The following is a 12,980-nucleotide window of genomic DNA, read 5'->3' as shown; positions in this document are numbered from 1 at the left end:
GGCTTCAAAGCATTGGTAATACTGGATTATTGAGTAATTCGCTGTCTATAAAGGTTTTTAAAATTTTTTATGCATTTGATATTGCAATTAAGCATTATTTTTCTCATAAAAAAAGGTGCTGGAAAACGCCCAGCACCTTAATCTGTTATTCAAATCTAAACGCCTCTTGTCGCACTCTATTTATTTTGGTTTGCTGCTAATGATGCGCCAATGAATCCATTAAAGATTGCTTGTGGACGGTTTGGACGTGAAGCAAATTCTGGGTGGAATTGAGAAGCCACGAAGAATGGGTGTTCAGGAATTTCAATAATTTCTACTAAACGGTTGTCTGGAGAAGTACCAGAGAATACCATACCTGCTACTTCAAATTGTTCACGGTAGTCGTTGTTGAATTCCCAACGGTGACGGTGACGTTCTTCAACTAGCGCTTGGTTATCATATAATTCACGAGCTTTTGAACCTTCTTTTAAAGCACATGGGTATAGACCTAAACGTTGTGTACCACCTAAGTTTTCAACGCCAGCTTGTGTAAGCATTAAGTCAATTACTGGGTGTTCTGTGTTCGGATTGATTTCTGTTGAGTTAGCATCTTTGTAACCTAAAACATTACGCGCAAACTCAATAGAAGCCACTTGTAAACCTAAACAAATACCTTGGAAAGGCACATTGTTTTCACGGGCAAAACGGATTGCTTCGATTTTCCCTTCGATACCACGGTTACCAAAACCACCTGGAACAAGGATACCGTCTGCTTGACCTAAAATAGCTTCAACGTTTTCCGCTGTTACTGTTTCAGAGTCGATCCAGTCAATATCAATTTCTGCATCGTGTGCATAACCTGCATGACGTAATGATTCTGCTACTGAAAGGTAAGCATCTTGAAGTGATACATATTTACCTACTAAAGCGATCTTCACTTTCTTAGATAAGTTCAATACCCGATTTTCAAGGTTACGCCATTCGCGCATGTCAGCTTCTGGTGTTTCATCTAAACCTAATACTTCGCAAACTTTGTCATCTAAACCTTCTTGTTGTAAACGTAAAGGTAAGGTATAGATTGTTTCTACATCACGGTTTTCAATAACTGCATCTGCTTCTACGTCACAGAATTGTGCAATTTTTTGACGCATGTTGTCTGGTAGTGGTTTTTCAGTACGTACAACTAAAATATTTGGTTGGATACCCATACCACGTAATTCTTTTACAGAGTGTTGGGTAGGTTTTGTTTTTAACTCACCTGCCGCTGCAATGTAAGGAATTAAAGTCGTGTGGATGTAACATACATTTTCCGGACCCACTTGGCTACGCATTTGACGTAAAGCTTCGATAAATGGTGTCGACTCGATATCCCCAACAGTACCACCAACTTCAGTAATGACAACGTCAGCACCTGTCGTTTCACCGGCACGTAAAATCTTGTCTTTAATTGAATCTGTGATATGTGGAATCACTTGGACTGTTGCACCCAAGTAGTCGCCGCGACGTTCTTTTTCGATTACCTCAGAGTAAATTTTCCCTGTTGTAACGTTTGAATATTTATTCAAGTTGATATCAATGAAACGTTCATAGTGACCTAAGTCTAAGTCAGTTTCAGTACCGTCATCTAATACAAATACTTCCCCATGTTGGTATGGCTCATAGTCCCTGGGTCAACGTTAATGTATGGATCAAATTTTTGGATGGTTACTTTCAAACCTCTGTTTTTTAATAAACGTCCTAATGATGCTGCTACTAAACCTTTACCGATTGAAGAAACAACCCCACCGGTTACAAAAATATATTTTGTCATGATATCCTTCCTTTTCCTAAAAATTTTATGCTGTGCTAAGAAGGGAGAATCGAATAAATATTTTCCTTTGAAAAAATAAAAAAACCCCCGCCTTTCAAGCAGAAAGACAGGGAGTAACGTGTTCAATCACCTTAGTTGAAAACTAAAGTGCCCAAAAAGAATAATAATGCATTTGCCATTGTGAGTCAAGAAAAAACATTATTTTGATCTTAAATCACGTTTTTTATGATCGACTAGAAATCTTCTTCGTCTTCTTCGTCATCATCAACCAATGTTAAATCGCCTTCAAGGCCATCTTCTAGGTCGTCTTCTTCTTCGTCGTCGCCTAAATCACCTAAATCTGATGAGTAAGCTGCGATTTCATCTTCGTCTTCTTCGTCTTCTTCATCGTAGATTTCTTCTTCATCATCTACGTAGTCACCATCTTCAGGGTCATCTGAAGCGTAGTCAATTAAGTCATCATCTTCAGTAGCCGCAAATAGACTCTTCGTTGTTTTGTGTTTAGATTTGATGTCTTCATCATCAATTGAAGAAATGATTTCTTCATCGATTGAGTCAACAGCATACCATTCACGTAAGCCCCAACGGTTTTCACCTAAAGAAATAAAGCTACCATCGTAGTTCATTTCTGTGTAGAAGTTTGCCATTTTGCTTTCTAATTCGTCTTGAGACATGTTCAAGTAGTCTTGAATTTCAGCCAATAAATCATTGAATTCGTATACGTTGTTCGTTTCAACTAAAATTTCGTATGCTACTTCAATCATTGATAACTGTTCTCTGTTTTGACCAACTAATCCTTTTAATTCCACTGCTAGTTCATCCTTTCGCCTTATAACCAACGTTCTGTGATTAATCGTCTAGTATATCCACTATATATTACTACACTTGGGCCCTTGATTGCAATGTGATTTGGTATTGACCAATCATTTCACCCGCTTGATAGAGTTTATAGCGAATATCTGCATCTACTTGTTGATTGTCGCCCACTTCAACCTTCATTTGTGTCAGCATACCTTGGAATACAATGGTGTGCTGATTAGCAATCGGATATAAGATATCTGTCATAGTATCTTTGACCAAGGTCATGGTAGTTTCCGTACCGAATGCCTGGCGCCGAATCACCACTTGTTGGTCGCTCACAAATTTCAACCGTACATTGACTGGCGCTTCTGTAATTTCTTCTAGATATTCAATATAAAAGGCTGAACCCACTTCATAGTAGAAACCATCTGTGTTGGTTGTAAATACTTCCTTCACTTGTTCGCCGTCTCGCGCTTGTTCTATGTAATTGTTTGCTTGAACACGTATTGCTTTTTTTCCAGCCGCAGCCATAGGTAGCCTCCTCTAAATTTTCATCCTTTCTATTTTACCATGATTCAAGCTGGTGTGAAAGGATTGCGACCTTTAGAAACCGCCTTGAAATCACGATTGCAAGCCTTTTTATGCTATAATATAGGCAAAAGTTACGAAAGGATAGACTTATGCTATTTGATAGTTTTCTACCATCGGATCAACCATTGCACATGGCAGTGTATCAAGATATTCATCATGATAGTCATCCCCTATCTTTGGCAGACCATGATCAGTTATTGACGCCATTTGCGGTGGACGACGCTATTTTGAATGCAATTAACCGGGGACAATTTGACGCCCCGTTAGCCTTACATTTTTGGCCAACCAGTCCAACCGTGATTCTTGGTGGTATGGACACGCGTTTGCCCAACTTACCGGATGCTGTGAAGCATTTATATGCTACAAGCGGCATTGTACCTGTCGTTCGTCCTGCCGGTGGTTTAACGGTGGTTTCAGATCCCAACGTCCTGAATTTCACCCTGTTATTGGATACCAAATCCAAACGTTTGGCCATCGATGACGCCTATCAGCTGATTGTTGACCTCATGCAGGAAGCCATGGACGCCCACAATATTGAATTAACAGTTGGCGAAATTGAGACATCATATTGTCCCGGTAAATTTGACGTTTCGATTCATGGCAAAAAAATTGCCGGCATCGCCCAACGTCGCATTGGTCATGCAGTAGGCATCTATGTCTATATTTCTATCTCCGGAGATCAGGCCAAGCGCGGACAAGTAGTTCGGGACATGTATGCCGCTGGTCGCGCCGACCTTGATGATAAAGGGCGTTATCCGCAAGTGGATCCCGATATCATGCGTAACCTCAGTGATTTCACCGCCATCACCAGTGTTCAAGATTTTATTGATGATTTCTTGACGGCCTTTAAAGTGAATGGCGTGATGGTTGAAAACCGTGAAATAACAATGATAGAGACGAACGAATACCTAGAACGTATGCAGAAGCGCAACCAAATAGTCTATGATATTCTAGCAAGAGACTAATCATTCAAGCGCTTTGCGTCAAAAATAACGTATATATAGAGTGAAGGACTTTCACCAAAGGAGACTGTTATGAGTATTGCCGAAGCAAGTAAACGAATCCCAGAAAAAGTATTCCGGGACCCTGTCCACGATTACATCCATGTCCAACAACAAGTCATTATGGACCTTATCAACACCAAGGAAATGCAACGATTACGCCGTATTAAACAAATGGGTACAGCTTCTTATACTTTTCATGGGGCTGAACATTCTCGCTTCAGCCATTCCCTAGGCGTGTATGAGATTGCCCGCAAGATTTGCGATAAATTCGTCCGTAACTATGCCATTGAAGATGGTGGCGTTTGGGATGATTCAGAACGTTTGGTGGTACTATGTGCAGCCTTACTACACGATATTGGTCACGGCCCTTTTTCTCATACGTTTGAAAGCATTTTTAATACCAATCATGAAGAAATCACGCAACAAATTATCTTGTCTGAAAATACTGAAGTCAATCAAGTCTTGCGTTCAGTGAGCGAAGAGTTCCCGAATAAAGTGGCCTCTGTCATTAATAAGACATATCCAAATCCGCAAGTGGTGCAATTGATTTCTAGTCAAATCGATGCAGACCGGATGGATTATTTGTTACGCGATTCGTATTTTTCGGGAACCAACTATGGTAATTTTGATTTGAGTCGTATTTTACGCGTCATGCACCCATATAAAGACGGGATTCGTTTTGACTACAACGGTATGCATGCAGTAGAAGATTATATCACCAGCCGTTATCAGATGTACATGCAAGTCTATTTCCACCCTGTTTCCCGAGGCATGGAAATGCTCCTAAATCATTTACTGGAAAGGGCGCAAGAACTCTTTTTAACAGAAGATCCTTACCTAGATCATGAAACCTATGCGCCATTCTTAGAACCATTTTTCATGCAAAACTGGACATTGGATGACTACCTACGTTTAGATGATGGGGTTTTACAAACCTATTTCCAACACTGGATTCATTTTGCCAATGATCCCATTCTGAAGGATTTGGCTATTCGTTTTATTGACCGAAAACCATTTAAATCTGTTACTTATAGTGAAGAAGAAAATCAAGAAGACTTAAAAGTGCTGATTGATTTGGTGGGTAAATTGGGCTATGACATCCGTTACTATGTTGCCTTAAACTCTCGTTTCGATTTACCATATGACTTCTATCGCCCAAGTGCTGAGAAACCGCGAACTCAAATTGAATTGGTCGAAAAAAATGGCAACATGGTTGAATTATCTGTTGCTTCTAGTTTGATTGCCGCCTTTACCGGGCAACAACGCGGGGATGAACGCATTTTCTTACCAAACGAACTTTTCTATGGTAAGAATCGTAACCACATTACCCTGTTTGAACCAATCTTGAAGCAGATTCATGCAATGACGAAAAGTGGTAAACTAACACCGCTAGACGAGCATTTGGATATTGATTAGCAAATGTACGTCTTCAATTGAAGGGCTTACATCATGAATACGAAATGCTTTTCTTATATAATAGAAGCAACGGAGGTGGCAACATGGAATATATTCGCTTAAATAATGGTATTACCATGCCTAAACTAGGTTTTGGTGTTTTTCAAATCAATGACTTTGAAGAATGTGAACGTTCAGTACTGGATGCATTAGAAGTGGGCTATCGTTCTATCGATACAGCCCAATATTATCAAAACGAGGAAGCTGTCGGCTCAGCCTTAGATAAATCTGACGTACCTCGTAGAGAAATTTTCCTGACAACTAAAATTTGGCCTACAAATTTTGGCGAGCAAAAAACAGAAGATGCTGTATACGGTTCATTGAAACGCCTGGGCACAGACTATCTTGACCTTGTCTTATTACACCAACCATTTGGTGACTACTACGGTGCTTGGCGTGCTTTGGAAAAATTACATCGTCAAGGTGTGATTCGTGCTATTGGGGTATCAAACTTCTACCCGGGACGCTATCTTGATTTTGTTAAATTTGTAGACACTGTGCCTGCAGTCAATCAAGTGGAATCGCACGTCTTCCACCAACAAGATGAATTGGCAGACACCATGTCTCATTACGGTACTGCATTCGAAGCTTGGGGACCACTCGCTCAAGGGAAACATGATTTCTTCACCCATCCAGTGCTTGCTGAAATTGGCGGAAAATATGGTAAAAGTAACAGTCAAGTTGGTTTACGATTCTTACTGCAGCTTGACCGCATCGTGATTCCAAAAACCACACACCGCGACCGCATGATTGAAAACTTCGATATCTTCGACTTCACCCTTTCCGATGAAGACATGAACACATTGAAAGCACTTGAAACTGGTCAACCCAATACTTGGCCCCATTGGGATCGCCGCCGCGTCAACCAAATCTTACAAATGAAAAACGCCGACTGGAAATAATCTAGGCAAACAAAAACATCCGCGAACCCAATTTTTGGTTCGCGGATGTTTTTTGATTAATAAAAAATGGATTGGGTAGGTATAGGTTAATGTTGTGACTTATATGCTTTTATAAGTCACACATACGCTATATTTATGACTTATTCTGTTGGATAGGTCACACTGAGGGAATCTTGTGACTTATTTGCTCTTATAGGTCACACATGCGCTATATTTATGACTTATTTGTTTTTATAAGTCACACCCTCCAAAAACCGCGACCTATATACTTTTATAAGTCACACTCCTGCCAATTTTGTGACTTATTTCCCCTCAATAAGTCACGCCACTATATAAAAACTGAACACCACGGTGGCTGATGGATGCTCATCTAGAAACTCGTATACCTGCAAGCTACATGTATCGTAAAAATATCCTTTGCTTTAAAAATTTTAGTTGTCATGCGGTTGGGACAAATAGTTCCAACCGCTTTTCCTGTATTGTGAATGAGTTCGTTAAAGTATAATTCGAGATACTAGAAAATAATGCGAAATTTTATCATATAAAATTTCATACTATAAATAATTGACGAATATTATTATATGACGGCTCGTTCTTTATAAATCATAAAATCTATCAAATATGAAAATATATGCTATAAAAAAATAACCTATTTTATAGTACCGCCATTTATTCTTGAAAAAAACGCCCAAAATTATAGAATGACAGGTTCATTCTCTAATCACAGTTTTCTCAATTTAAAACATGATTAGAATAAACATAACCAATTGTATATAAAAAGCCATTCAAGTGATGTCGACACTTGAATGGCTTTCGTTTATCTTTGATTCGTCAGTTTTTATGGGCTAACTTATTTAGAAGTTAATGCGTTTACTGCTTGGATTGCGTAAGCTACGTCTTCTGCAGTTACTTCTGGATCAAAGTTTTGTAATGTTTCACCTTCAGAAGTTGCTAAGGCACCTACTTTTATTAAGTCTTCGAATGAAGCATTTTCCAAGTGGATGTCTGCTAATGTTGTTGGTAAACCAATTGCTTTGAAGAAGTTAGCGTATTTCAAGATTTCTTCTTCTGAACGGCCTTCTAATACTAATTGTACCAAGACACCGTAAGCTACTTTTTGACAAAATATTAAACGTCAGTCTTAGTTAAAGGCTTACCGGCTGCGATGAGTGCTTTGTTTCGGCTAAAGGCAAAGGCAATGATCATGAGCACGATACCCGCAAATATTAGAATAATTGCAATTGGCATGATATCGGCTAGCGGGCCAAATAGAGACATACCAAGTGGTATCATAGCGGTATTGATCATGGACATGACGCCGAAGACACGACCGAGATAGGCATCTTCCACGTGTTCTTGAATAAGCACCATAGCTGGCGTATTGAAGAAGGGTACGGCTATGCCGGTTAGAACCATCAAGACGACATAGGCCCAGAAGTTAGTCGTCATACCCAAGCCTAAGGTACATGCTGCGAGCAGCGCTGCACCAACTGAAATGGTTTTTGTACGATTAGAAAACCCACCCCACCAGGAAATGATTGCGCCACCAAGGACAAAGCCAGCAGAAAAGGCAATTTCTATAGTAGATAATCGCCATACTTCACCACCATAGGTACGGGTAACGACAAGTACGGGCAGCATGGATGCGGGTGCAACCATGATCATAAACAAGGCTAGCAAAATAAAGAGATTGCGTAAGAATTCGTGTTCCCATACGTAACGTATGCCTAGTTTAAAGTCATCCATATAGCTAGCTTCTTGATCTTGGTTGGCCTTATCATGTGTTTTGACTTTTAGGAATAGCATAGTAAAGATGGCTAATCCGGCTGTCACCACGTCCACTAGGAAAATCTGCGATAAGGGCCAAACGGCAAACAATGCTGCTGCGATTAAAGGCGAGCCAAAGTTTAAGATTCCTTGAATAGAGGAATTTAAGCCATTAATACGTGTCAAATGTTCTTTAGGAACAATTTGTGGTAAGACAGCACCGACAGCTGGCGTTTGGACGGCCGCACCTAGGGCACGAATTGCCGCCACAATCAGCAACATCCAAATTTCCTGATAGCCTATGCTATAGAAATACACCAGGATTAGTGTCGCAAGGGCAATCCCCCCGTCGGCTAACATAATCAATAATTTTCGGTTGTAACGGTCGGCCCATACTCCTGCAAAAGGTGATAGCAAGAAAGTAGGTAGGAAACCGCAAACCATATATAAGGTCAACATAAGGCCCGAACCGGTTTCAATCGTGATATACCACATGATGGCATATTGGACGATAGATGAACCAAAAAGGGATATACCCTGGCTCGTTAAAAATATGATGACGTCGCGAACCCAATTGACTTGCTTTATTTCATTTGATTCACTCATTCAATCCCCCCTCAAAATGTATCTTCCCTTCATTTTACTTGAAGAAGGCTAACCCTGTCTATTTTGGTCGATACTTAGCCCAAATGCTTTCAGGGATTTTTGCTTAGCAAATAGCGAGCGCCCCGACTAAGGAATTTTAAACATTTCTCACAAAAGGTACTTATTTAGCTAATGTTTGCATGAACGCATCCATCCGGTCCATAGCTACTGCAATGTCCTCGTAGGCAGCTGCATATGAAAATCGGAAATGCCCTTCCCCTCCTGGTCCAAAGGCTGAACCTGGAATGACACCTACTTTGCCTTTTTCAGCTAAATCGATGGCAAAACGTTCGTCGTCATCTCCATAGCTTGCCGGAATACGAGGGAAGACATAGAAAGCCCCCGCTGCTTCAGGTACTTCAATTCCCATGCCTTCTAAACGACCCACTATTAACTGACGGCGACGATTATATTCATCGCGCATCTCGTCAACAACTTGATCGCCTTCATTATAGGCAGCTGCACCCGCCCATTGATCTGGTGTGGATACACACGTCACCATTGTTTGGAATATTTTGAAAAATTCTTCATATTGATTTGCTGGAATGTGCAAGAAACCTAAACGGAAGCCCGTCATAGCAAATGATTTTGATGCACCAGCTAATAAAATCACTTGATCAGGTAATTCTTCCAATATTGAGTAATGTGGGTCCCCGTATACTAAATCAGCATAAATTTCATCTGACATGATATAAACATCCGGGTGTTTACGCAAAACGGCTGCAAGTTCTTGAATTTGAGCCTTGTTATATGTCGTACCTGCCGGGTTATTCGGGTAGTTTAACATGACTAATTTAATTTCAGGATGGGCCGTTAATTGAGCTTCTAAAGCTTCCGCTGTTAAGGTGAAGCCATCCGCTGAAGTGTCAAATTTAATGGTATCAGCACCTGACAAAATAGATGCATAACCATATAAAGGGAAGTAAGGTGATGGAATAAATACTTTGTCTCCCTCATTCAATAGCGCCATCATCGTAATCATAAAACCTTGTGTTGCCCCGACTGTCACTAGAATTTGATCCCAGTTTAAATCAAGATTTTGACGGCGTTTGTAGTAGTCCGCAATCGCATGGCGTAATTCAGGTAAGCCATCTGACGGTGCATAGTGGGTTTGATTCTCATCAATCGCACGTTTGGCTGCTTCTTTGACAAAAGTTGGTGTATCAAAGTTGGGTTCTCCAATGGTGAAATTTAGTAGATTTGGAATATTTGAAACCTTGGCGTCAAAGGCGCGGATTTCTGATTTGGTAATTTGTGCTAATCGTTTGTTGATAGTCATTGGGAACATCCTCTCATATACGGAAATTTAGATATTTGTTAGTATTCTATCATTAATCGCTCATGAAAAGTAGTGCAGGTAGCAGAAGCTTCATTCGTTTTCATGAAAATACTTAGAAAAACTGATTTTTTCCTCAATTATGGACACTGCACCATTTTTTCATTCAGTAGATAGGGTCAACATACACATTACGCGCAATTAAAAAGCCATGTATCATATGACTTTTCTTGGATTTTTTGCCGTATCACTATCGAACTATTCTGAGGTAAGCTATAATAAAATAGTATAAAAATAGCCGATAATCATCATCTGCCTATTTTTCTAGTATCAAGTGTAATGAGGAGTGTATCAAATGGCACAACGTAGATATAATACCGATATGGTGAACGACCAGGCCCTTGCCTTGCGCGATGAAAACCGCCAAAAGGCCGCAGCCTTATCGAAAGACATGCGATCATTTTACGATGATTGCGAAACCTATTTCCTAACCAGCGCACCTGGACAACCAGCCATTTATCAAGAATTAAGCAAACTGATTGAACGACTACAAGTCGCAGAATTACGTCAAATTTCCGCTGAAGAAGTCTTAGGCATGTCAGGCGAGGATTATTGTAAATTAACCCTTCGTCGTCTAAACATCGCCCGTTATGATTTCGACATTCGTAAATACATCCCTAGCGTAGTAGCCTTCGTGTTGCTTACCCTAACAATCTATGCAACCTATATGTTCATCGCAGGCTACGCATGGTGGGGGGATTTCGCATCCGCAATCCAGATGCCGGTCGCAATCTCAGGACTAGGACTACCTTTGCAAATATTCGTCATTTTCTCAGCTCTATTCTTCTGGGTCCAATTCCGACGCAACACATCATTTGGCCGTAAATGGTATCAAGACTTCAACATCCTATACCTATTTTCAGCCCTATTCGCCAGCGTCTTGGTCATCTTCCTACCATATGTCATCCATAACTATCGGGTAGCCCAATTTAATTTACCCGTGTGGTTCATCTGGTTCATCGATGCCATCTTCCTTGGCTACTATATTCTGTCTGAATACTTCAACGTCGGTGACAAGGTAGACGATTGGATTTCAAACCGTGTAGCGAAAAATAATACTGCAGCTGAAGACGCACCTATAGTAGATACTTACATGACTGGTCAAACAACAGCTAGCGACGACACGCCAAGCCCTGTGAAAGAAGCCGAACGAAACAATGATGAAGCAAATGGCTCATCTTTTTCAGACGAACCAATGCGCTTGAATAATTTGTGGAATACTTTGATGCTTAAACGTCCCATCTTAAACCGTAAAACCTACCGGGAAATGCAAGAACGTCAAGAAAAAGAAGACCACAAAGCTTCAAATGACAAGAAACACAAAAAATAAGCAATATAGATAAAGGAGCAATTTACGTGAAGATTGCAATCATTGGTGGCGGGATCGTAGGATCTACCGCTGCCTTTTATTTATCCCAAGACCACGATGTAACGCTATACGACGATGGCGTGGGTCAAGCCACCAAAGCCGCAGCAGGCATCATCTGTCCCTGGTTTTCTAAACGCCGAAACAAACCCTGGTATCGCCTCGCCAATGGTGGCGCGCATTTTTATCCGGCTTACTCGCCGATTTAGCTGAAACTGGTATTGATAGCACAGCTTATCAACAAAAAACAACCTGGCTGTTGAAGAAAACGCCCAAATTAATTGATGATTTGATGACAATCGCCCAAAAACGCCAAGTTGAGGCTCCCTTAATTCAAGAAATTCACAAGTTATCCCCAAGTTATCAACAGGTTGCTTTTCCCGATTGGACCTATAGTAGTGATCTCATTCAAACCGATGCCGGAGCCGTTGTAGATGGCCAAGTCTTATGCCAAGATTTACTTGCCGGTGCGCGCACCTTTGGGCTACGTGTCAAGAACATGAAGGTATCATTAGATAGTATTTCTGACCATGAAATTACCGTGAAAGAAGACAATGAATCCTATGATACCGTAGTTTTAGCTAGTGGCGCTTGGCTGCCAAAATTATTGACTGACCATGGATTTCAAGTGGATATTCGCCCCCAAAAAGGACAACTTGCCGTCATCCAAACTGACTGGGATACCAGTCAAATCCCCTTGATTATGCCAGAAGGTGAAGGTGACATTATTCCCCACCTAGATGGCAAAATATACATTGGGGCCACTCACGAAGACGATCAAGGTTATGATTTATCCACAAACCCTAGTCAATTAACGGATATATTATCCACAGCATATGCCCTTGTCCCTGCTTTGGCTCAGTTCCCAGTTAGCGAATTGAAAGTCGGCACGCGCGCCTATGCCAGTGACTATGCCCCATTCTATGGGCCAGTTCCTAATCAAACGAATCTATTTGTTGCCAGCGGGCTTGGTTCTAGTGGCTTAACTACCGGCCCCTTAATTGGCCGCGAAATCGCACGCATGATAAACAAAGAAACGACAGCACTGGATCCAAACGATTATCCTGTAGGCAATTATATTACACGGGTATAAAAAAATAGGACAACAATAAAGGACAATTACCGAGAGGTAGTTGTCCTTTATTTGTTACGAAAACTGCGATTAGAGAATGAACCTGTCATTCTCTAATTTTGGGCGTTTTTATTGAGAATAAATGGCGGTTCTATAAAATATGCTGTTTTTTTAGAGAATAGAATCCCGTTCTTGATAAATTTTACCCTTCTATAAAGAATCCATCGTCATACTATAATATTGGTTATTTAT

The 12,980-nt window shown here is 40.7% G+C and carries 9 protein-coding genes and 2 pseudogenes; 5 read left to right on the top strand and 6 right to left on the bottom strand.

From position 1 onward, the window contains the following. Window positions 1-176: 176 nt before the first annotated feature. The 3 genes and pseudogenes from B9P78_RS02640 to B9P78_RS02630 all read right to left on the bottom strand — a co-directional run bounded on the left by B9P78_RS02640 (window position 177) and on the right by B9P78_RS02630 (window position 3,121). Window positions 177-1,789, bottom strand: a pseudogene (locus tag B9P78_RS02640) (CTP synthase). Between the two features lie 233 nt (window positions 1,790-2,022). Beyond that, a complete protein-coding gene (rpoE, locus tag B9P78_RS02635) occupies window positions 2,023-2,598 on the bottom strand; it encodes a DNA-directed RNA polymerase subunit delta (RefSeq protein WP_094518015.1) in 576 nt (191 codons plus the stop codon). Between the two features lie 70 nt (window positions 2,599-2,668). Continuing rightward, window positions 2,669-3,121: a DUF1934 domain-containing protein gene (locus B9P78_RS02630; protein WP_094518014.1), complete on the bottom strand. Its 453-nt coding sequence runs from the start codon at window positions 3,119-3,121 to the stop codon at window positions 2,669-2,671. Window positions 3,122-3,270: 149 nt separating this feature from the next. Here B9P78_RS02630 and B9P78_RS02625 point away from each other — a divergent pair, with 149 nt between their 5' ends. The 3 genes from B9P78_RS02625 (at window position 3,271) to B9P78_RS02615 (ending at window position 6,542) form a co-directional block, all read left to right on the top strand. Next, on the top strand, window positions 3,271-4,146 hold the full coding sequence (locus B9P78_RS02625; protein WP_094518013.1) for a lipoate--protein ligase family protein: 876 nt from the start codon (window positions 3,271-3,273) through the stop codon (window positions 4,144-4,146). A gap of 69 nt (window positions 4,147-4,215) precedes the next feature. Beyond that, window positions 4,216-5,601, top strand: a complete 1,386-nt coding sequence (locus B9P78_RS02620; protein WP_094518012.1) for an HD domain-containing protein — start codon at window positions 4,216-4,218, stop codon at window positions 5,599-5,601. Window positions 5,602-5,684: 83 nt separating this feature from the next. Further along, window positions 5,685-6,542, top strand: coding sequence for an aldo/keto reductase (locus tag B9P78_RS02615; protein WP_094518011.1), 858 nt, complete (start codon window positions 5,685-5,687; stop codon window positions 6,540-6,542). A gap of 850 nt (window positions 6,543-7,392) precedes the next feature. Here the strand turns inward: B9P78_RS02615 and B9P78_RS02610 are convergent. From B9P78_RS02610 to B9P78_RS02600, 3 genes are all read right to left on the bottom strand, one after another. Then, window positions 7,393-7,641 carry a hypothetical protein gene (locus B9P78_RS02610; RefSeq protein WP_094518010.1) on the bottom strand — a complete coding sequence of 83 codons (249 nt, stop codon included), beginning with the start codon at window positions 7,639-7,641 and terminating at the stop codon, window positions 7,393-7,395. Window positions 7,642-7,670: 29 nt separating this feature from the next. Continuing rightward, window positions 7,671-8,915: an MFS transporter gene (locus B9P78_RS02605; protein WP_094518009.1), complete on the bottom strand. Its 1,245-nt coding sequence runs from the start codon at window positions 8,913-8,915 to the stop codon at window positions 7,671-7,673. Window positions 8,916-9,075: 160 nt separating this feature from the next. Further along, on the bottom strand, window positions 9,076-10,233 hold the full coding sequence (locus B9P78_RS02600; protein ID WP_094518008.1) for a pyridoxal phosphate-dependent aminotransferase: 1,158 nt from the start codon (window positions 10,231-10,233) through the stop codon (window positions 9,076-9,078). Window positions 10,234-10,585: 352 nt separating this feature from the next. Here B9P78_RS02600 and B9P78_RS02595 point away from each other — a divergent pair, with 352 nt between their 5' ends. Both B9P78_RS02595 and B9P78_RS02590 read left to right on the top strand, forming a co-directional pair. Next, the gene (locus B9P78_RS02595) at window positions 10,586-11,620 is read left to right on the top strand and encodes a hypothetical protein (protein ID WP_094518007.1); all 1,035 of its coding nucleotides are present in this window, start codon (window positions 10,586-10,588) and stop codon (window positions 11,618-11,620) included. A 26-nt stretch (window positions 11,621-11,646) separates the two neighbouring features. Further along, window positions 11,647-12,749 (top strand): annotated as a pseudogene (locus B9P78_RS02590) (NAD(P)/FAD-dependent oxidoreductase). Window positions 12,750-12,980: the final 231 nt, after the last annotated feature.

This window comes from Aerococcus sp. 1KP-2016, assembly GCF_002252085.1.
Lineage (GTDB): Bacteria > Bacillota > Bacilli > Lactobacillales > Aerococcaceae > Aerococcus.
Note: the sequence above shows the minus strand (reverse complement) of the source record. Positions and strands in the feature narration are given on the sequence as shown.